The sequence below is a fragment of the Hymenobacter daeguensis genome, from assembly GCF_054780555.1.
In genome coordinates this window covers 18,632-39,592 of sequence record NZ_BAAGWC010000027.1, presented here as the reverse complement: position 1 = coordinate 39,592, position 20,961 = coordinate 18,632, and the positions used below count along the sequence as shown (strand labels likewise).

Annotated in this window: 13 protein-coding genes and 1 tRNA gene; 11 read left to right on the top strand and 3 right to left on the bottom strand. The window is 63.1% G+C overall.

The window, feature by feature from the left end; all coding sequences use genetic code 11:
* Positions 1–118 precede the first annotated feature (118 nt).
* Positions 119–3,031, top strand: a complete 2,913-nt coding sequence (locus ACYVHT_RS19780) for an RCC1 domain-containing protein (protein WP_460556146.1) — start codon at positions 119–121, stop codon at positions 3,029–3,031.
* Between the two features lie 19 nt (positions 3,032–3,050).
* Here the strand turns inward: ACYVHT_RS19780 and ACYVHT_RS19775 are convergent, their stop codons facing one another.
* The 3 genes from ACYVHT_RS19775 to ACYVHT_RS19765 form a co-directional block, all read right to left on the bottom strand.
* Positions 3,051–4,049 (bottom strand): hypothetical protein, encoded by a 999-nt coding sequence (locus ACYVHT_RS19775; protein ID WP_460556143.1) that lies wholly within the window; start codon positions 4,047–4,049, stop codon positions 3,051–3,053.
* An 86-nt stretch (positions 4,050–4,135) separates the two neighbouring features.
* A complete protein-coding gene (locus ACYVHT_RS19770) occupies positions 4,136–4,681 on the bottom strand; it encodes a GNAT family N-acetyltransferase (RefSeq protein ID WP_460556140.1) in 546 nt (181 codons plus the stop codon).
* A gap of 25 nt (positions 4,682–4,706) precedes the next feature.
* The gene (locus ACYVHT_RS19765; RefSeq protein WP_460556137.1) at positions 4,707–4,976 is read right to left on the bottom strand and encodes a hypothetical protein; all 270 of its coding nucleotides are present in this window, start codon (positions 4,974–4,976) and stop codon (positions 4,707–4,709) included.
* 100 nt (positions 4,977–5,076) lie between these two features.
* Between ACYVHT_RS19765 and ACYVHT_RS19760 the strand changes: the two genes are divergently transcribed.
* The 10 genes from ACYVHT_RS19760 (at position 5,077) to ACYVHT_RS19715 (ending at position 20,889) form a co-directional block, all read left to right on the top strand.
* Positions 5,077–5,149 (top strand) — tRNA-Gly (locus tag ACYVHT_RS19760).
* Between the two features lie 203 nt (positions 5,150–5,352).
* Positions 5,353–6,984, top strand: coding sequence for a DUF6377 domain-containing protein (locus tag ACYVHT_RS19755; protein WP_460556134.1), 1,632 nt, complete (start codon positions 5,353–5,355; stop codon positions 6,982–6,984).
* A gap of 519 nt (positions 6,985–7,503) precedes the next feature.
* Complete coding sequence (locus ACYVHT_RS19750; RefSeq protein ID WP_460556131.1) at positions 7,504–10,584, top strand: SusC/RagA family TonB-linked outer membrane protein; 3,081 nt, start codon at positions 7,504–7,506, stop codon at positions 10,582–10,584.
* A gap of 135 nt (positions 10,585–10,719) precedes the next feature.
* Positions 10,720–12,363, top strand: coding sequence for a RagB/SusD family nutrient uptake outer membrane protein (locus ACYVHT_RS19745; protein ID WP_460556128.1), 1,644 nt, complete (start codon positions 10,720–10,722; stop codon positions 12,361–12,363).
* A 305-nt stretch (positions 12,364–12,668) separates the two neighbouring features.
* The gene (locus tag ACYVHT_RS19740; protein ID WP_460556125.1) at positions 12,669–13,835 is read left to right on the top strand and encodes a T9SS type A sorting domain-containing protein; all 1,167 of its coding nucleotides are present in this window, start codon (positions 12,669–12,671) and stop codon (positions 13,833–13,835) included.
* A gap of 59 nt (positions 13,836–13,894) precedes the next feature.
* Positions 13,895–15,265 (top strand): alpha-amylase family glycosyl hydrolase, encoded by a 1,371-nt coding sequence (locus tag ACYVHT_RS19735; protein WP_460556122.1) that lies wholly within the window; start codon positions 13,895–13,897, stop codon positions 15,263–15,265.
* Between the two features lie 47 nt (positions 15,266–15,312).
* Entirely contained in the window at positions 15,313–17,421 is a 2,109-nt protein-coding gene (locus ACYVHT_RS19730; RefSeq protein ID WP_460556119.1) for a glycoside hydrolase family 97 protein, read from the top strand.
* A 49-nt stretch (positions 17,422–17,470) separates the two neighbouring features.
* Positions 17,471–18,892, top strand: a complete 1,422-nt coding sequence (locus ACYVHT_RS19725) for an alpha-amylase family protein (RefSeq protein WP_460556116.1) — start codon at positions 17,471–17,473, stop codon at positions 18,890–18,892.
* A 311-nt stretch (positions 18,893–19,203) separates the two neighbouring features.
* Positions 19,204–19,836, top strand: a complete 633-nt coding sequence (locus ACYVHT_RS19720; protein ID WP_460556114.1) for a YceI family protein — start codon at positions 19,204–19,206, stop codon at positions 19,834–19,836.
* Positions 19,837–20,028: 192 nt separating this feature from the next.
* Entirely contained in the window at positions 20,029–20,889 is an 861-nt protein-coding gene (locus ACYVHT_RS19715; protein WP_460556111.1) for a hypothetical protein, read from the top strand.
* Positions 20,890–20,961: the final 72 nt, after the last annotated feature.

Below are 20,961 nucleotides of genomic sequence, written 5' to 3'. Positions count from 1 at the left end.
GTGGTATTGGAATGTGGAGCGACGACGCGTAATTTGGGCCAGAAAACCAACTGATTAGCGTATGTCTCTGCATTTCTACCGTAGCCTTACGTTGCTGGCTTGTTTGCTAAGCATGGGTATGGGGCGAGCTTTGGCCCAGCCCGAAACCATAGCTGTGGGCCCCAGCCATACCCTGGCTATTCACGCCGATGGCACCCTGTGGGGCTGCGGCTACAACGCCGATGGCCGCCTGGGGGACGGCACCACTACCTCTCGCATTCGCCCGGTCCGAATTGGTACGGGCACCACCTGGCGCACGGTGAGTGTAGGAAATGCGCCGAACTACAGCTATGCGCTAGCCCTGAAAACGGATGGCTCCTTGTGGAGCTGGGGCCACAACGTGGCGGCACTGGGGTATTATGCCATGTACGATGTGCTGGCGCCTCAGCTGGTATCAGCGGGCCCGTGGGCCTGCGCCGCTGCTGGCACGGAGCACAGCGTGGCGGTGCGGGCCGATGGCACGCTCTGGACCTGGGGCAGCAACACCATTGGCCAATTGGGCAATGGCGGTACTACCGCCCAGGGGGGACCTACCCAGGTAGGCACCGATACCGACTGGGCGAGCGTGAGCGCGGGCACCAACTACACGCTGGCTCTGAAAACCAACGGCACGCTCTGGGCCTGGGGACGTGGCCAGAATCTGGGCATTCCCAACGTTGGCCTATATAACCCTTCTCCTACCCGGATAGGAACCGCTTCTAACTGGGTGCGTATCAGTGCCGGAGAATTCTCACTAGGCATCCGGGCCGATGGCACGCTATGGGGCTGGGGCAACAACATCTATAACGTGCTGGATGCGGGAAACCCAAACGACGTTGACGCACCTCGGCAACTAGTGCCCGGTACTACCTGGAGCCGCGTAGCCGGCGGTTCGGCAGCCCACATTCTGGCCACTCAGACTAATGGCACTTTGTGGAGCTGGGGCAGAAATGGGCGAGGCAGTTTAGGCGATGGGTCGCGCACTGATTCGACCATTCCTGTGCAGGTAGGAAGTAGCAATACCTGGAGCCGGGTGGCTGCCGGAGGCTTTACTTCGGCCGCTGACCAAACCGATGGCACCCTGTGGATGTGGGGTGGCAATGAATACGGACAATCGGGCGACCCTACCCTCACGCTGGCAAAAATTCCGGTGCCAACGCAGGTGGGCACGGCCGCCAACTGGACAACCCCCGCCGCCACTACCAGCACGAGCATGGGCTTACGGGCCGATAACAGCCTCTGGACCTGGGGTAGCGACTACATCGGCCTGCTGGGCGACGGCCCCCTGGCCAATCGGCAAACCGTTGCCCGGATTGACTCACCGGCTACGTATATTCATCTGAGCGGCAACAGTATCCACGTGCTGGCCCTGCGCGCCGACAGTTCCTTGTGGGCGTGGGGCGACAACCAATTCGGGCAACTGGGCGACGGCACCACCACCGCCCGCCTGGCGCCCACCAGTGTTTCGGCAAGCCATTGGAAGCAATTGGCAACGAGCGGCAATAACTCCCTGGCCATTCGGGCCGATGGAACGCTCTGGGGCTGGGGCGATAATACCTATGGGCAGCTCGGCGACGGCACCACCACGCAACGTACCCAGCCGGTCCAGGTTGGCACCGACCGGGACTGGAAGCAAGTCGTGTGCGCCACCGGTCCCACCCTGGCCCTGCGCACCGATGGCAGCCTCTGGGCCTGGGGCGGCCCGGGACTGTTTGGCAACGGCAGCAGCAGCAGTGGCAGCAATCAGCGCACGCCCTTACGCATTGGCACCGTCACCACCTGGGCGCAGCTGGCGACTTCCGGGGGGCACGTATTGGCCCTGCGCACCGACGGCAGCTTGTGGGCCTGGGGCAATAACACCGTAGGGGAATTGGGCGATGGCACGACCACCTACCGCAGCACACCGGTTCGCATCGGCACGGCTACCGATTGGAGCACCGTTGCCACCGGTCCGGATGACAGCTATGAACCGTTCTCGATGGCCCTGAAACGCAATGGAACCCTCTGGACTTGGGGCAATAATTATTTCGGGCAGTTAGGTTCCGCCACTGGAACCTTGACGTATCGAACGTTGCCCACGCAGGTGGGCAACGCTATCTGGACGGCCATTGCGGCCGGCGGAACACACGCCCTCGGTGTGCAGGCCAACGGTACATTCTGGGCGTGGGGCAACAACAGCAGTGGCCAAAGCGGCATTCCTTCGTTCAGCTTGCGGCCTGCCAGCGTGCAGACGGGCATGCGGCCCGCCACGTCGTTTTCGCTGGCATCTATAAGCCCCGGTGTCGGCGCGGCAGGGGCCACCGTTACCCTCACGGGCGTGGGACTGGGCGCAGCCCAGCTGGTCACGTTTGGCGGTGTGGCAGCGCCGGGTTTCACCGTGAACGCGGCCGGTACGGTGCTTACGGTAGCAGTACCAGCCGGAGCGGTATCGGGCCGAGTAGCTATTCTCGGACCCGATGGCACGGCCTGGAGCCAGACGCCCTTTCAGGTGCTGGCAGCCCCTGCCATTAGTAGCTTTGCGCCAGCTACGGCCGCGCCGGGCACCACCATCACCGTCATGGGTACCAACCTCACCGGCGCCACCAGCGTACTGCTGGGAGGCGTAGCCATCACGGGTTTCGTGGTGAATGCTGCCGGCACCGCGCTGACGTTTATGGTGCCGGCTGGCAGCACTGGCGGCTTCATCAGCGTGAGCACACCGCTGGGAGCAGGCACTTCGGCTACGCCGCTGGGCATTGTGCTGGCCACGGCCGCAATAGGGCCGGCGGCTGGCATAACGGTGGCGCCGGTGCCCGTACGGGTGGGCCAGCCACTGCAACTGAGTGCTTTACCAACCGGGCCCCTTACGGTCGTCTTGTTCAATAGCCTGGGGCAGCGAATGGGGGGTGCTGCTTGGCCCGCCGCCCACAGTGCCGAAGCCGTATTGGATTGGGTGCCGGCCACCCCGGGGCTGTACATCCTGTCGGTTACTACGCCCACTCAAGTGCTAACCCGGCGGATAATGGTAGAGTAACTGCTGGCAATTGCCGGGCTTACCGGTTGCGTATCCACTCCACTACTTCGCCCGGCAGCCCGGGCCCAAACTGGGGGCCCAGCGGGCCGGGCAGCAGCAAATCCGGACCTGTGGCGCGGTAGCTGCGCACCAGTATTCCGCGCTGGCCGCCCGTCGCCCGCCGCAGCGTGGCCGCGCCGGCGGTAGCCGCCGTGCCCCCATACAGGCCCAGAACCGGCAGCTTCCGGCTCTTCAATTCCCGAAATGCCGTGCGGGCATCGGGGCCAATCATTGCGTTTTGGACAATAAAAAAGGCCGGTCGGGGGGCACCGGGCTCCGTCAGTGCCGACGCCAGCGCCGTGGCCCGGCGCCCGGTGGCCCAGGCGCCCAGGCTGGTGGTGTCGGCCCCGGCCGTGCCGTGCAAAAAGCGGAGGCCTGCCTGCAGGCGCGGGGTTTCGGCCGTCGTCGTGGCCGAATCCGCCGCCGTGGGCAGCAGCAGCGTAATGATGCCTTCGCGCGCCAGCGCATCGGCCCAGATAGCAGCCGTGGGAGCCGTGCTGGCATCGGGCAGCACGGCCAGGGCCGCGCCGGGCGTGCCGGTATCGGCCGGCGAAAAAAGCCAGGCCGAGCCATTGGCCTGCGGCACCTCCTCCACGCGGTAGGTGCTGGGCGTGGGCGCCCCCCGCTTCACCAGAATGGCCGTCAGCTTTGCCGAGTCCAGGGCCAGGGTGCCGCGCCAGAAGTCGCCGTCCAGCGTCAGCGCCAGCACCTGGCCGGGCCGCGCCGGGCGGCTGAGCCGCAGCTGACTATTGCTGAATAGAATGGTGTCGGAGACAAAGCTGAGGGCGCTGGCCCCGTTCACGGTCAGCTCGGCCTCGTAATGGCCGGGGCTGGGGTGGCGAATATCCAGGGCCGCCCGCATTTCGCCCTGCCCGCTGGCGGCGAGGCTGCCTTCGTAGTGCCCCACGGGCGGCACCGTAGCTTCCATTGCTTGCTCGTGCTGGGGCTGGCAGGCGCTCAGCCATAAGCCCACTATCAAGGCGCTTGAAAGGCTGCTTTTCAGTCGGAAAAGATGGCGGCAAAAAAGGCTGCGGGCGGTACTGAGCATGCGGAAAAGTAGGGCCTTTAGCGGCCGGCCATTCCTTTACGCAAAATCAGGTCGGTTTGCAGTTCCTGGCCCAGCTGAAAGCCGTGCTGCCCAATCTCCCGAAAGCCAAACCGCTGATAAAAAGCCCGGGCGCGCTCGTTTTTCTCCCACACGCCCAGCACCACGGCCGTGCAGTGCAGCTGCTCGGCCAGGGCCAGAATGCTGCGCATCAGCGCAGCCCCCAGGCCGGTGCCCTGCCAGTCCTCGCGCACATACAACTGCTTGATTTCGAGTCGGCCGGCTGCTTCCTGGTTAGCGGGCAGGCCCAGCTCCGAGTTGTCAAGCAGCTTGGCGTAGCCCACCGCCTCGCCCTGCATGTGGGCCACCAGGTAGGTAATTTCGGGGTTCTGCAACTCTGCGAGCTGAATTTCGGGGCCAAACGTCTGGGCCACAAACTCAGCCATGTTTTCCGGCGTGTTTTGGCTCTGAAAGGTTTCCAGAAAGGTCTGGCGGCCCAGGTCAGCCAGTTGGGCCGCGGTGGCCGCGTTGGCTTTGGCCAGTGAGATACGCAGGGGAGAAGACATGGCACAAAGGTAGGGCCCGGCGTTGCTACAGCATTTCGCTGCTGTCCGGGTCATGGGGCGAGTTGTTGCCGCGTCGCATCTGCAAGCCCCAACGCATCAGCAGCCCACTGGCCAGCATCCCCAACAGATTGACAGATAAGAGTGTAATTGAAGTGCCAGTCGGGGTGCCGCTGTACCAGCCATATACGCTTACCCCCACGCGCAGCAGCAGTCCCAGCCCCAGCAAAAAGCCGCTGAGCATCAATAAAAACCCCACCAGTCGACTGGTGGCAGGAGGGAGGGGAGGCGTAGGCATGGCGGTGATTGATACGCGCACGGCAAATTTAGGGTTAGGCGCTGCCCGCCGTCTGGTTGCGAATCCGGTTCTTTGGCGTAATTTCGTCGCACCAAATTCCGCGAGAGTAGCTCAGTTGGTAGAGCATCAGCTTCCCAAGCTGAGGGTCGCGAGTTCGAACCTCGTTTCTCGCTCATTCAGAAACAGCCACCCGGTACCGCATCCGGGGGCTGTTTTTTTGTTTCAAGGTATCAGCAGAATTCTGTGTTCGGTTGATAGGGCAGGTGGCGATGGTGGTATTGGAAAAGGAATAGGAACTGCGGCACGGCAAGGCCATCCCCAATCCGTTTGTTACTTTTGGTGCTTGCCCCGTCCCAATGGTTACCCGCCCCGTCTGGTGAAGCTTTTCGTTGTTCTTTGTGGTTTCGTGCTCAGCATGTTGCCGGCCTGTGCATTGGCCGGCCCTGCTACCGCCGACAGCCTGCTGACGGAGCTGAACCAGGCCCTGGCTCATAAAAAAGAGTACGATGGCCAGCGCCTGAACCGCATTGCCGTACTCACGGCCGATTTTGCTTCGGCCGAAGTCAGCGACGACACCCGGTTCGACCTGGGTCTGCGTATTTACGATGAGTATAAGGCCTTTAAGTATGATTCGGCCTTTGTGTACTGCCAGAAGATTACGCGGCTGGCCGAGCGGCTCGGGAAACCGGAAAAAGTAGAGATAGCCAAGCTGAAGCTGGCCTTCGTGCTGCTGTCGTCGGGCCTGTTCAAAGAAACCTTCGAAACGCTGGAGAGCATCCGGCCGGGTTTTTTAAACGTGGTTGATAAGCAGAGCTTTTATTTTTTGAAAGCACGGGCCTACAGCGACCTGGGCGATTTTAACCAGGACCAGACCTATCGGCCTGTCTATTACCAGAAGGCCCTGGCCTACGCCGATACCGCCCTGCTGTTCAGCCGGCCCGGTTCCTACGAGTCGCTGTCGGTGCAGGAGTTTCGGGCCCAGAAAACCAATAACCTGGCCGCCGGCGCGGCGGTGTATGAGCAGATTCGGCGGCTGCCGCGCCTCACGCTGCACCAGCTGGCGGTGAGCGCCAGCACCACGGCCTACGTGTACGAACTGGCCGGCCAGCCCGACAAGGCGTTTGAGCTGCTGCTGGTGGCCGCCATTGCCGACGTGAAAACCGCTACCAAGGAAACCACGGCCATCTTCAAGCTCTCGGACTACTGCTACCGGCAGGGCGATTTGAAAAACGCCTACACTTTCATCAAAGAAGCGCGGGAAGACGCCACCTTCTACAAGGCCCGGCAGCGGCAGATTGAAATCAGCCACGTCTCGTCCATCATCGAAGGCCAGAAAATCAACATCATCGAGAACCAGCGCAAGTCGCTGAAAACCTACGCCATCATCATGACGCTGCTGGCCGGCGTGGTAATTGGCTTCGCCGTCATCAGCTTTCGGCAACTGCGCAAGGTGCGCAAAGCCGACCAGCTCATCTTCGCCGCCAACCAGGAGCTGCGCGAGCGCAACGAGGCCCTGCACGAGCTGAACAGCGACCTCAACGAGGCCAATAGGATTAAGGAAGAGTACATCGGCTTCTATTTCCACAACAATTCCCAGTACATCGACAAGCTGGAAACGCTGAAGAAGCGCGTAGACGCCCTGCTGGCCAGCAAGCAGTACGCCGGCGTGCAGAAGCTGGTGGACAGCGTGAACATCAAAACCGAGCGCAACGAGCTGCTGAAAGGCTTTGATACCGTGTTTCTGCGGCTGTTTCCGAACTTCATTGCGCAGTTCAACGCCCTGTTTCGGGAGGAAGACCGCATCAGCCTGCCCGACGACCAGCTGCTGACCACGGAGCTGCGCATCTTCGCCCTCATCCGGCTGGGCATCGTCGACAGTGAGCAAATCAGCCGCATGCTGGGCTACTCCATCAACACGATTTACACCTACAAGACGCGGGTGAAAAACCGCTCGCTCCTTCCCAACGAGGAGTTCGAGGCGCGCATCCAGGCCATCCAGGCAGTATAGACCGGTTGCAAAAGCCAGCACAAATTGCGACGCGGCACTTCGCGTCGCTCCATCAGGCTCATTGGCGGCTTGGCGATTGGTATAGCAAAAAGGGAAGCGCATAAGGGCCGTTTGCAGCCGCTTTACGGTGAATCATCACCGACCTGAGTGAGCGGGCACTTACCAGCCATGACGCGCTTCGCCGGCTTGGCTTTTCGGTGGGTTTTTAGGGCGTTTTGATGCTTGAATTGGCAATATCAAGTCAATATTTTGACCCCTGTTTTGGCGGGCATTTTATTGTAAATCAGAAGTGTGACTTGGCGATGGGTTAATATTTTTCATACTGCGGTTTGACAAATTCCGGACGGCAGGGAGGGGGGCTAGTTTTGCCTCACTTCCCACCCCAAACGATTGCCGCCAACGACCGAAGACTCACATTCGGCCGGGCTTGGAATGAGGTGGGAATGCGCAGCTGACACGGTAGCCAACAGGCACCGCTGCAGCTCCGACAGGTTGTGCCACTCACTAAAACTCCCACCCATGCTGCACTCGTTACCGCCGCTATTGCCGCCCCATTTTTTCCGGAAATCTCTCCTGGCCTCGGCGCTGGGAGGCCTCGTTATAAGCACCGCTGTGGCGCACCCGGCGGGCCCGGCCGTGCGGCTGGCGGCCCGTGTGGTGGCCGGCGGCACCGTCACGGGCCGCGTGGTGGATGCCAAGGGCGAGGGCATTCCCGGCGTCACGGTTATTGTGGAGGGCACCACGCTGGGCGCCTCCACCGATGCTACCGGCGCTTATTCCATTGCCAACGTGCCGGCCGGCCCGCACACGCTGGTATTTTCCTCCATCGGGTTGAATTCCAGCCGGGTGGCGGTGAATGTGAGCGAGGGGCAAACCGCCACCGTGGCTGCCGCCACGCTCACCGAAAACGCTACCGCCCTGGGCGAAGCCGTGATTGTGGGCTACGGCACCACCCGCCGCCAGGACCTGACCGGCTCCGTAACTACCGTGACCACCAAGGACTTCGTGAAGGGCCAGGTGACGTCGCCCGAGCAACTGGTGCAGGGCAAGGTGGCCGGCGTGCAAATCACGACCGGCGGCGGCGCTCCCGGCGAGGTGAGCACTATCCGGGTGCGCGGGGGCTCGTCGCTGAATGCCAGCAACGACCCGCTCATCGTCATCGACGGCGTGCCGGTGGACAATCAGGGCATCAACGGCGCAGGCAACGCGCTGGCGCTGGTGAACCCGCAGGACATCGAGAGCTTTACCGTGCTGAAAGATGCCTCGGCCACGGCCATTTACGGTTCGCGGGCGGCCAACGGCGTTATCCTCATCACCACCAAAAAAGGGGTGGCCGGGGACAAGATGCACGTGAATATCAGCTCGCAGGTGTCGCGGGCCACGAACTACGGCAAGGTGGACGTGCTGAGCGCCGACGCCTACCGCACCCTGATGAACAACGCTATTGCGCAGGGTATTATCCCGGCCACCAACGCCACGTACCTGGGCACGGCCAACACCGACTGGCAGGACGCCATCTACAAAACGGCCTGGACCACCGACAACAGCGTGAGCCTGACCGGCAGCGCCAAGAACATGCCCTACCGGGTGTCGCTGGGCTACCTCAACCAGGACGGCACGCTGCGCACCGGCAACCTGAAGCGTAATTCGGCGGCTATCGGCCTCACGCCGAAGCTGTTTGATAACCACCTGCGCATCGACATCAACGCCAAGGGAACCTGGGCCGACTACCGCTTTGCCGACCAGGGCGCCATTGGCGCGGCGGTGCGCTACAACCCCACGCAACCCATTTACAACTACGGCCCTACGGGCTTCAACGGCTACCAGGAGTGGCGCGACGGTGCCATTCCGAACCCGCTGACCGACCGCAACCCGGTGGCGCTGCTCAACGACAAGCGCGACCGGAGCACGGTGCTGCGCAGCATCGGCAACGTGCAGTTCGACTACTCGCTGCACTTCCTGCCCGACCTGCACGCCAACCTGAACCTGGGCTACGACATCTCGCGCAGCGCCGGCACGGTGTTCATCGCGGCCAATTCGCCGATTGCCTACTCCACGCAGGGCCAGAACAACTCGTACCGCCAGGAGAAGAACAACAAGCTGCTGGAAGCCTACCTGAACTACAGCAAACAGCTTGGTGACCATCACCTTGAGGCGCTGGCTGGTTACTCATACCAGGACTTTTATACCTACTCGCCGTTCCGCTTTGCCTACAAGGCCGATGGCTCGCGGGTGAACCCGCTGACGCCGGCCGAAAACCCCTTCAAGACGCAGTACACGCTGCTGTCGTACTACGGCCGGGTCAATTATAATTACAAGGACCGGTACCTGTTTACGGGCACGCTGCGGGCCGATGGCTCGTCGCGCTTCAGCCCCGAAAACCGCTGGGGCTACTTCCCGGCCGCTTCGGTGGCCTGGCGCATCAACCAGGAAAGCTTCCTGAAAGAGTCGCGCACCTTGTCGGACCTGAAGCTGCGCCTGAGCTACGGCAGCACCGGCCAGCAGGACGTGTACGGCGTGGCCGGCGACTACCCGTACCTGGCCAAATACAGCATCGCCTCGCCGGTGAACAGCCAGATTTTTGGCTCTGACACCATCCGGACGTACCGCCCGGCTGCCTACGACCGCAACCTGAAATGGGAGCAAACCGCCACCTATGACGCGGGCCTGGATTTCGGCTTCTTCAGCAACCGCCTGACGGGTACCGTGGACGTGTACCTGCGCAAAACCAAGGACTTGCTGGCCGTGATTCCGGTGCCGGCGGGCAGCAACCTCTCCAACACGCTGCTCACCAACATCGGCAACCTGGAAAACCGGGGCCTGGAGCTGGCGCTGAACTACAACGTGATTCAGGGCGCGAAGCTGAACTGGTCGGTGAATGCCAACGCCACCTTCAACCGGGGCAAGATTACCAAGCTCACGCAGGTGGAAGACCCGACGTACCTGGGCACGCCGACCGGCAACATCGGCAATTTCCAGTTTGTGCAGGTGAACGCCGTGGGCTACGCGCCCAACACCTTCTTCCTGTACCAGCAGAAGTACGAGAACGGCAAGCCCTTGCAAGGCCCCACGTCGAGCCCCAGCCCGGTGCAGTACGTGGACCAGAACGGCGACGGCCTCATCAACGAGCGCGACAAGGTGTATGGCAAGAACCCCGCGCCGAAAGCCATTCTGGGCTTCAGCTCGAACCTGAGCTACGGCAAAGCCAGCCTGGCCTTCACGGTGCGCTCCAACATCGGCGGCTACGTGTATAACACGGTGGCCGGCGGCCAGAACAACTACTACTTCCTGAACACCACGCTGGGCTACGCGGGCAACGTGGTGCCGGCCATCTACAACACCGGTTTCCTCACCGGCCAGCCGCTGAGCGACATCAACCTGGAAGACGGCACGTTTGTGCGCCTCCAGAACGTGACCCTGGGCTACGATTTCGGCGCCCTGCTGAAAGCCGGCACCACCCTGCGCCTCACCGTGGCCGGCCAGAACCTGCTGCTGCTCAGCAAATACTCCGGCCTCGACCCGGAGCGCGCCACGGGCATCGACAGCAATTTTTACCCGCTGCCCCGCACCATCACGGCCGGCGTCAACATCGGCTTTTAGGTCAATGGGTGAATGAGTGAATGGCTGAATGCGTGCATGCTGAGCGGGAAACCTGCTCTGTGAACTCGTCAGTCATTCCCCATTCGCCGCCCATTCATTCACCCATTCAGCCATTCACTCATTCTCCCATTGCAAATGAAATCCCACCCCTTCCTGCGTCGCGGCGGCCTCACGCTGGCCCTGGCTGCGGCCCTGCTCACCGGCGGCCTCACGGCCTGCAACAAAGACCTGGACCGCTCGCCGTTTTACGATTTGAACACCGAGTCGGTGTACCGCGACCCGGCCAACTACATCAAGGTGCTGGCCAAGTGCTACGCCGGCTTCAACCTCTCCGGCAACCCCGGCTCGCCCGACGTGTTTGCCGGGCAGGGCAAGGACGAGGGCGAAACCTCCTACATGCGCGCCTACTGGTACCTGCAGGAGCTGGTGACCGACGAGGCCGTGGTGGCCTGGAACAGCGGCCCGCTGCAGGAGCTGAACACCGCCACCTGGACGTCGAGCAACGACCTCATCAACAACAGCTACACCCGTATTTTCTACGAAGTGTCGCTGTGCAACGAGTTCATCCGCGAAACCAGCGACGACAAGCTCAGCACGCGCGGCATTTCGGGCACCGATGCCGACAAGGCCCGCCTCTACCGCGCCGAGGCCCGCTTCCTGCGCGCTCTGGCTTACTACCACGCCATCGATTTGTATGGCAACGTACCCTTCGTGACCGAGGCCAACGCGCCCAGCAAGGACCTGCCCGCGCAAACCACCCGCGCCGCGCTGTTTGCCTACGTCGAGTCGGAGCTGAAAGCCATCGAGCCCACGCTGCTGGCCGCCCACACGGCCCCCTACGGCCGTGCCGACCAGGGCGCCGCCTGGGCCCTGCTGGCCAAGCTCTACCTCAATGCCGAAGTGTACACCGGCACGGCCCGCTACACCGACTGCCTCACGTATTGCAACAAGATTACCGGCACGCCCAGCTACGCGCTGGCCCCGGAATACCGCCTGCTGTTTCTGGCCGATAACAACAAAACGGCCGCTTCGGAAATCATTTTCCCCATCGAGAGCGACGGGGTGGTGAGCCAGGTGTACGGCGGCACCACCTACCTGATACACGCCGCCGTGGGCGGCAACATGCTGGCCAGCGGCTTCGGGGTGAACAGCGGCTGGGCCGGCAACCGCACCCGCCGCAACCTGCCGCTGCTGTTTCCCACGCCCGCTAGCGGCTTCGATACCCGCGCCATGTTCTTTACCAATGGCCAGAGCCTGGAAATCAACGACCTGACCATTTTCACCGAAGGCTACGGCGTGACCAAGTGGCGCAACCGCACCTCCACCGGCGGCAACGGCAACGACCCCCAGCTCATCTTCGTCGATACCGACTTCCCGCTCTTCCGCCTCGGCGACGTGTACCTGATGTACGCCGAAGCCGTGCTGCGCGGCGGCACCGGCGGCAGCCAGGCCCAGGCCCTCACCTACGTGAACCGTCTGCGCGACCGCGCCTACGGCAACACCGGCGGCAGCACCGACGGCCGCATCAGCGCCGCCGACCTCACCACCAGCTTTATCCTCGACGAGCGCGGCCGGGAGATGTACTGGGAAGGCACCCGCCGCACCGACCTGGTGCGCTACGGCAAGTTCACCGCCGGCTACAACTGGCCCTTCAAGGGCTACACCGGCGCGGCCGATACCAAGCTCGGCCACGACATCCAGGCCACCCGCAACCTGTACCCGCTGCCTTCCACCGACCTCGTGGCCAACCCCACGCTGAAGCAGAACCCCGGCTACTAGGCGGCGGCCCGCAACACATACGGTTTGGGACTTAGTGCCTGGTGCTCAAGGTGGGAAACCAGGCGTGCGCCTGGGATTGGCACTGGTAATGCCAGGTTTTGAGCAAAGCCAGGCACTAAGTCCGAAACCCAAACCGCTCGCAACGCACCGCATGGTGGTAGGGGCGGGGCTTGCCCCCGCCCGGCGTTGCTGAAATCAGTGAAACGGTCCGAACAGCCACGCAGGCACAGGTCCTGCCCCTGCGCAGACCGTCCAACCTCCCTCCGGATTTTCAATTCCCACTCACGCTTTTCAGCCTCTTACCCATGAAAAAAACACTTACCCTAGCCCTGATAACCACCCTGGCCGGCGGCGCGCTCAGCGCCCGGGCCCAGATTACGCTCGATGGCGTTGTGAATGCCAGTGAAATCGGCGCCACGGGCGGCAGGTATGCCTCGCTGGGGGCTTTCACCACGCCGCACGTGGGCAATGCGGGCTTCGGCAACGCCGGCCTGCTGCGCATGTACGGAGCCAACAGCGCCACCAAGCTCTACATCGCGCTGGCCGGCACCATCGAACAGGGCGGCAACAACTTTCAGCTGTACATGGACCTGCCGAACCGTACCGGCGTGCCGGTGGGCACGGGCCTGCCCGCCATTGCGGGCGCCAGCACCGTTTTTGGCACGTTTGCGGGCGGCGGCATCGGCGGCACCAAGCTGGAGCTGGAGGCCGACGCAGCTATTGCCACCACCGGCAACATGGACGTGCAGGCGGCCATCTATACCGCCACGACGGGCGTGGCCAAGTCGCTGGGCGACGGCCTGAGCGCCACGGCCACCAACAACGGCCAGCCCAGCACCATTCCGCCGGCCTCCACCACCGGCGTGTATAGCCTGTTTGCGGGCACCCGCGTGGCCTACCTGGCCCCCACCACGCCCACCACCGACATCACCAGCAACCCCGGCAGCGCCAACGGCGGCGGGGCGGGCTCCTACGCGCTGGAGTACGAGTTCAACCGTGCCTCGCTGGGCCTGCCCTCGGGCGCGTCCATCGTGCGGGTGATGGCTGCTTACGTGAGCGGCGACGCCTACTGGTCGTCGGACGTGATTCCGGAGATTCCCGGCAACGGCAACAACAACCTCGGCTTCAGCCCCGATTTTACGACGCTCGGCGGTACGCAGGCCGCTGCTTTGAACGTGGTGGTGCTCAGCGCGCGCCAGGCCGACGATGCCGTGGTGGCCATGAGCGTGTTTCCGAACCCGGCGCAGGGCGAATCGACGGTTTCGTACCAGGTGCCGGGCGGCACGCAGGCCGTGGCCGTGCGCCTCACCGATTTGCTGGGCCGCACGGTCCGCACCCTGCTGGACGCCAGGCAGAACGCCGGCTTCCACGAGCTGCCCATTTCCAGTGCCAACCTCACGCCCGGCCTCTACCTGGTGAAGGTGCAGGTGGGCGACCGGGTTGCCACCCGCCGCCTGGAAGTTACCCGCTAGTCCGTCATTTCCCGATTACCGGGTCCGGCCAATGGTGCTGGGCCCGGTATTCTTTGCTTATGAAAAAATCCGTTTTTCCCTTCTTCCTGACGCTGCTGGCCGGCCTGGCTTTGGCAGGGGCTGCCGAAGCCCAGGCCCCGGCCAAAGCGGCCAAAGACCCCGCACCCTACGGCAAGCCCTTCGCCGGCGTGCCCGATGGCCGCGACGCGACCATCTACCAGGTCAACATGCGGGGTTTCAGCAAAGAAGGCTCTTTCAGGGCCGTCACGGCCCGGCTCGATTCCATTAAGGCGCTGGGGGCGAATGTGGTGTACCTGATGCCCATTTTTCCCATCGGCAAGCTGCGGGCCGTCGATTCGCCCTTTGCCGTGCAGAACTACACGGCCGTGAACCCGGAGTTCGGCACGCTGAATGACCTGCGCCGGCTGATTGACGCCGCCCACCAGCGCGGCCTGGCCGTGATACTCGACTGGGTGGGCAACCACACCAGCTTCGACCATGCCTGGGTGACCGAGCACCCCGACTGGTACGTGCACGATGCCGCCGGCCACATCGTGAACCCCATTCCCGACTGGAAGGACATTGCCCAGCTTAACTGGAATAAGCCCGAGGTGCACGCGGCCATGACGCAGGCCCTGCGCTACTGGGTGTTCGCGGCCAACATCGACGGCTACCGCTTCGACTACGCCGACGGCCCCAGCCAGGCGTTTTTCACCGAAGCCCTGGCCAACCTGCGCGCCATTCCCGGCCACAAGCTGCTGATGCTGGCCGAGGGCGACAAGAAGAAGTATTACCTGCAAGCCGGCTTCGACCTGTGCTACGACTTCGGCTTCATGAACGTGATGAAGGGCGATATTTTCGCTAAAAACCGGAGCGTCAGGCTGATTGATTCGGTGAACACCGCCAACTACCGCAACGCCCCGGCCAACGCCCGCATGGTGCGCTACACCTCCAACCACGACATCAACGCCTGGGACGGCACGCCGCAGCAGCTGTTCGGCGGCGAGCGGGGCATGATGGCGGCCTTTGTGGTGGCGGCCTACATGAAGGCCGTGCCCATGATTTACAACGGCCAGGAAGTGGGCTACGCCGAGCGGGTGCCCTTCATGGGCCCGCGCCACCCCATCGACTGGACGCCCAACCCGGCCCTGACCCGCGAGTACAAGCAGCTCATCCGCTTCCGCAACGGCAGCGCGGCCGTGCGCAACGGCGCGCTGGCCTCCTACAGCACCGACGACATGTGCGCCTTCACCAAAACCGAAGGCAACGAACAAGTGCTGGTGCTGGCCAACCTGCGCAACGCCGCCGTGAACTACCCCGTGCCCGCCAGTGTAGGCACTACGGGCTGGCGCAATGCCTTCGACGGCAAGCCCGCCGCGCTGACCAATCTGACGCTGCAGCCCTACCAGTACCTAATTTTGAAGAAATAGCTGCCCACCAGCCATTATTGAATAAAGGCTGGGCAAGACGTATAATGATGAGAAAACTATTGCTGGCATTGCTGGTGCTCTCGGCCGGCCCACGCGCCCGGGCGCAAACCGCCGCCCCCCTAACTGCCCACCTCGACAAAGTCAGCCTGACGTTTGCAATGGTGCCCGATGGCCGCCCCACCTACGCCGTGGCCTTCGGCCCGAAAACCGTGGTGCAGCCCTCGCGCCTGGGCCTTAGCTTCGCCGATGGCAAGGGCTTTGAAGGCCCGCTGACGCTGCTGGGCAGCGAAACCAAGGACGTGGACGAAACCTGGCAGCCCGTGTGGGGCGAGGTCAAGGACATCCGCAACCACTACCAGCAGCTCACGGTGCACCTGCGCCAGCCCGCCGCCGACGGCCGCCGGCTCGACGTGGTGTTCCGCGTGTTTGCCGATGGCGTGGGCTTCCGCTACGAGTTTCCGCGCCAGGCCGGGCTGCAGTATTTCACGGTGCAGGACGAGTTCACGGAGTTCCGCCTGCCCGCCAACCACAAGGCCTTCTGGATTCCGGGCGACTACGACTCGAACGAGTACGCCTACACCACCAGCCGCGTGAGCGAGGTGAACACCACGCCCATCCGGGCCATTCAGCTGAAAGCGCCGGCCACCCGCATCCAGACGCCGCTGATGCTGAAATCGGACGACGGGCTGTACGTCAACATCCACGAGGCGGCGCTGGTGAACTACCCGGCCCTGTACCTGAACGTGGACACCAAAACTTTCGCCCTCACCAGCCAGCTGGTGCCCGATGCCACCGGCACCGGCGCCAAGGCCTACCTGCAGGCGCCGGAGCACACGCCCTGGCGCACCATCGTGGTGAGCGACAAGGCCCCCGACGTGCTGGCCAGCAAGCTGATTCTGAACCTGAACGAGCCCAGCAAAATTGCCGACCCCAGCTGGATTAAGCCCCAGAAGTTCGTGGGCGTGTGGTGGGAAATGCAGATAAGCCGCGGCAGTTGGAACTACGCCGACACCTTCAACATCAAGCTGGCCGGCACCGACTGGCGCAAGCTCAAGCCCAACGGCCGCCACATGGCCAACACGGCGCACGTGAAGCAGTACATCGACTTTGCCGCCGCGCACCACATCCCCGGCGTGCTGGTGGAGGGCTGGAACGTGGGCTGGGAAGACTGGGCCAATAACTGGAAGGAAGAAGTGTTCGACTTCGTAACGCCCTACCCCGATTTCGACGTGGACGAGCTGCAGCGCTACGCCGCCGGCAAGGGCGTCAACATCATCATGCACCACGAAACCAGCGGCTCGGCCACCAACTACGAGCGCCGCCAGGACGCCGCCTATCGCTTCATGAACGCCCACGGCTACACCTCCGTGAAAACCGGCTACGTGGGCCGCATCATTCCGCGCGGCGAGCACCACGACGGCCAGTGGATGGTGAACCACTACGTGCGCGCCGCCCAGAAAACGGCCGACTTCCACGTGATGGTGGACATGCACGAGCCCGTGCGGCCCACCGGCCTCTCGCGCACCTACCCCAACTGGCTGGCCTGCGAAGCCGCCCGCGGCAACGAGTTCAACGCCTTCAGCGAGGGCAACCCGCCCGAGCACGAAACCATTCTGCCCTTCACCCGCCTCATGGGCGGGCCCATGGACTACACGCCCGGCATCTTCAAGCTCCAGAATTTTGAGCCGACCGGCAAGCGCCAGGTGCACACCACCCTGGCCAAGCAGCTGGCCCTGTACGTGACCCTGTACTCGCCCCTGCAAATGGCGGCCGACCTGCCCGAGAACTACAACCAGCACCTCGACGCGTTCAAGTTTATCGAAGACGTGCCCGTGGACTGGGACGATACCCGCATTCTGGCCGCCGAGCCCGGCGACTACCTCACCACCGTGCGCAAGGCCAAAGGCAAGGACGAGTGGTACCTTGGCAGCATCACCGACGAGCAGGCCCGCAAACAGCCGCTCACGCTGGACTTTTTAACGCCCGGCCAGCGTTACGAGGCCACCATCTACGCCGACGGCAAAGGGGCCAGCTGGGATAAGAACCCCACGGCCTACCGCATCAGCAGGCAAGTGGTAACCAGCAAATCGGCCCTCACGCTGCAGCTGGCCGCCGGCGGTGGCGCGGCCATCAGCTTCAAGCCCGTTTCCAGGTAGCTCATCGGGCTTCGGCTCATTATTCCAACGCCTCTTTTACCTCTGTTGAATGTCTGTTCGCCATATTTTAGCTAAAAATGGGCTGGTCCTGCTGACCGCCGTCAGCCTGCTGGCCGGTTGCAAGAAGGATTCGCCCGCCGCCCCCGACCCCATCACGCCACCCGTCATTCCGTCGACGGCCACGCCGCCGCAGTACGGCACGCCCTTCGCCGGGGTGCCCAACCGCGAGGATGCCGTGATTTACCAAGTCAACATGCGGGCCTTCAGCCAGGCCGGCAACTTTGCCGGCGTGCAGGCCCGGCTCGACTCCATCAAGGCCGTGGGCACGAACGTGCTGTACCTGATGCCGATTTTCCCGGTGGGCCAGGCCACCGGCTCGCACCCATCCTACAACTCGCCCTATGCCGTGAAGGACTACCGCGGCGTGAATGCCGAGTTCGGCACGCTGGCCGATTTGCGCGCCCTGGTCGATGCCGCCCACGCCCGCAACATGGCCGTGATGCTGGACTGGGTGGCCAACCACACCAGCTGGGACAACCCCTGGATTACGGACCATCCCGACTGGTACCAGAAGGACGCGGCCGGCAACATCAAGGTCGTTTCGAACGGCACCACCACCTACAACGACGTGGCCCAGCTCGATTTCACCAACGCCTACATGCGCGCCGAAATGATTTCGGCCATGAAGTCGTGGGTGTTCACGGCCAACGTGGACGGTTTCCGCTGCGACTACGCCGACTTCCAGCCCGCCGATTTCTGGAAGCAGGCCACCGACACCCTGCACGCCGTGCGTACCCACAAGCTGCTGCTGCTGGCCGAAAGCACCCGCGCCAGCAACTTCACCGCGGGCTTCGACTACAACTTCGGCTTCAACTTCTACGGCGGCATCTACCAGGTGTATAAAAACAACCAGTCGGCTACTGCCTTCGATGCGCTCAACACCAGCGAGTTTGCGGGTGCTACTGGCACGCAGAGCGTGGTGCGCTACATCACCAACCACGACGTGAACGGCTCCGACGGCACGCCCGTCACGCTGTTTGGGGGGCAGGCGGGGGCCTTGTCGGCCTTTGTGGTAGCGGCATTCTACAAGGGCATTCCCTTCATCTACAACGGCCAGGAAGCCGGTATGTCCACGGCCATTCCCTTTCCCTTCACCAGCGTGAAAGTGAACTGGAACGCCAACCGGGCCACCACCTTGGCCTACAAGCGGCTGATGGCCGCCCGCGCCGCCAGCCCCGCCCTGCGCTCGGGCACGCCCACGGCCTACAGCACGCCCGAAGTGTGCGCCTTCACCAAAACCGCCGGCTCCGACCAGGCCTTCGTGCTGGCCAACGCGCGCAATTCGGCCCAGACCTTTGCCGTGCCCGCCGCCTTGCAAGGCAGCTGGACCAATGCCGTGGCCGGCGGGGCCGTCACGGTGGGCGCTTCGGTTGCGCTGCCCGCCTACGGCTACCTGATACTGAGAAAATAGCCCTGCGCTTCTGCGCACGCCTTTGGCTGGCCTCATTCCTCAAAGCACTAGCGGCGGAGGCGTGAGGCCAGCTTGGTGTTTCCGGCGTCCGGCGTTGGCGGCGGCCGGCCGCTCACGGCCCGTTCTTATCGTTGCGCCTCGGGGGGGCGGCGCTTATATTGCCGGTGCTGCCAGGCCACGCGGGCCGTGGCGGCATCAACAAAAAAGGCATTCCGCAGGCAACGCTTTGCCGGGTTGCGCCGAGTGGAGCAAAGCAGCGCTTTGCCGCCGCTGCGGCTTGCCCACCCATTGCTTTCTTTCTTCTCGTTCGCATGAAATACGCGTTACTTTTCCTTCTGGGCCTGGGAATTGCCGGGCCCTCCCACGCGCAGACCACGCCCGCCCCGGCCCCCGCTGCCGCCGCTCCCGAGCCCACGGCCGCCATGCTGCAGCGCTACACCACTGCCGGCGGGCAGGCCACCTTCTTCTCTTCGGCCCCGCTCGAAGACATTGAGGCCCTGAACTCCCGAGTGGCCGCCATCTTCGACCTGAACAGCGGCCAGCTGGCGTTTTCTATGCTCATGAAGGACTTCCAGTTCAAGAACTCGCTCATGCAGGAGCACTTCAACGAGAACTACGCCGAGAGCGACAAGTACCCCCGCGCCCGCTTCACCGGCACGCTTGTGACCATGCCCACCGAGGCCCAGCTGCGCAGCGGCCCCCAGCCGGTGTACGTGCAGGGCCAGCTCACCATCCACAACGTGAAGCGCAAGGTGCGCGTGCCCGGCACCCTGCAGCTGCGCGGCACCGACCTGGTGGTGACCTCCAAGTTCAACGTGGCCCCGGCCGACTACAAGATTAAAATCCCCGCCATCGTGCGCAACAACATCGCCAAGAGCATCGACGTGAGCGTGATAGCCACCTGCCAGCCCGGCCCCGCCGGCACGGCCAGCATCGCCAGGTAGCACCGCGGTAATGCTGTAGAGACGCGACACTTCGCGTCTCGGCGTTGAACGATGATTGTCGGATGTTGCAAGCGATGAGACGCGAAGTGTCGCGTCTCTACATCCCAACGCAAAAGCCCGCCCTGCGCTAGCAGCGGCGGGCTTTTTCATGCGCCAAACACGAAACCAGTGCCGCCCGCCGTTGCGGGAGCTATGACGAGAATTCGACGCTTCCTGCAGTGGCTGGGGCCGCTGATGCCGTACTGCAACATGGTGCTGGCCGGGGCGGCATACTGGGCCAATGAGTACTGGTTCCAGGGCTTCTGTCAGCCAGTGGAATGGGCGGCGTGGGTGCTGGTGGTTAGTACCGCCGCTTTCTTGCTGTGGCCTTTTGCGAAGCGCGTGCCGGTGCTAAACTATGTGCTTCTCTTTCTGATGGGCGTGCATTTCACGGTTTGCGTGTACTGTGCGTTGTTCATCGGCCTGGGGCAAATGATGCAGGCGGTGGTGCTCTTCTTTCTGATTTTACCGCTGCTGCTTTGGGTGCCGGTATTATTTGCGGCGCAGGTGCTGGATAGGGCTGCTTCCAGCGCTTTGCCGGGCAGCAGCGTAGTTTTTATGGCCGGGGTTTTGGCGCTGGTGCCCGTACAGCTCTGGGCCGAACGCCAGTACCGGGAAATAGAGGCCGCCGTAGCAAGCCTACCGACAAGCCAGCGGCATCAAGCAGCGGCACTGATTAGGGTGGTGCCCCGCAACTACGTGGCAGAGCGGTTGGCCGGGGCGCTGTTCAAATACCACAACTACCCAGAATTTATATTCGATGGTTGGCGGCCGCCCTTACACGACCCACTGGTAAACGTCAGCCTTTGGAGCCGCAGCGGCATGAACTATTCCAAAGCGGGAGCGAGGGAAGCCAATCCGCTATTGGTGGGCTTGATAGACAGCCAAGCAGTCTTCTACCACCAGCTTTTTCCACAGTTGCCCGTCAAGGCCGACTGCACCTGCAACCACACCGACGACGGCGAATCGTACCGGAAGTGGATACCCAACCGGGGCCGCCGGATGCCGCTATAGGGTGAGTGAATATCTGAATATGGCGGATGCAAAACGAGGCGTTTTCAAAAAATGGCCTCAGCGTCCCCGTGC

What these genes read in the sequence shown, in the direction of transcription:
- ACYVHT_RS19780 (WP_460556146.1), top strand. Translation starts at nt 119, where the DNA reads ATGGGGCGAGCTTTGGCCCAGCCCGAAACCATAGCTGTGGGCCCCAGC.
- ACYVHT_RS19770 (WP_460556140.1), bottom strand. Translation starts at nt 4,681, where the DNA reads ATGTCTTCTCCCCTGCGTATCTCACTGGCCAAAGCCAACGCGGCCACC.
- ACYVHT_RS19765 (WP_460556137.1), bottom strand. Translation starts at nt 4,976, where the DNA reads ATGCCTACGCCTCCCCTCCCTCCTGCCACCAGTCGACTGGTGGGGTTT.
- ACYVHT_RS19750 (WP_460556131.1), top strand. Translation starts at nt 7,504, where the DNA reads ATGCTGCACTCGTTACCGCCGCTATTGCCGCCCCATTTTTTCCGGAAA.
- ACYVHT_RS19745 (WP_460556128.1), top strand. Translation starts at nt 10,720, where the DNA reads ATGAAATCCCACCCCTTCCTGCGTCGCGGCGGCCTCACGCTGGCCCTG.
- ACYVHT_RS19740 (WP_460556125.1), top strand. Translation starts at nt 12,669, where the DNA reads ATGAAAAAAACACTTACCCTAGCCCTGATAACCACCCTGGCCGGCGGC.
- ACYVHT_RS19735 (WP_460556122.1), top strand. Translation starts at nt 13,895, where the DNA reads ATGAAAAAATCCGTTTTTCCCTTCTTCCTGACGCTGCTGGCCGGCCTG.
- ACYVHT_RS19730 (WP_460556119.1), top strand. Translation starts at nt 15,313, where the DNA reads ATGAGAAAACTATTGCTGGCATTGCTGGTGCTCTCGGCCGGCCCACGC.
- ACYVHT_RS19725 (WP_460556116.1), top strand. Translation starts at nt 17,471, where the DNA reads ATGTCTGTTCGCCATATTTTAGCTAAAAATGGGCTGGTCCTGCTGACC.
- ACYVHT_RS19720 (WP_460556114.1), top strand. Translation starts at nt 19,204, where the DNA reads ATGAAATACGCGTTACTTTTCCTTCTGGGCCTGGGAATTGCCGGGCCC.
- ACYVHT_RS19715 (WP_460556111.1), top strand. Translation starts at nt 20,029, where the DNA reads ATGACGAGAATTCGACGCTTCCTGCAGTGGCTGGGGCCGCTGATGCCG.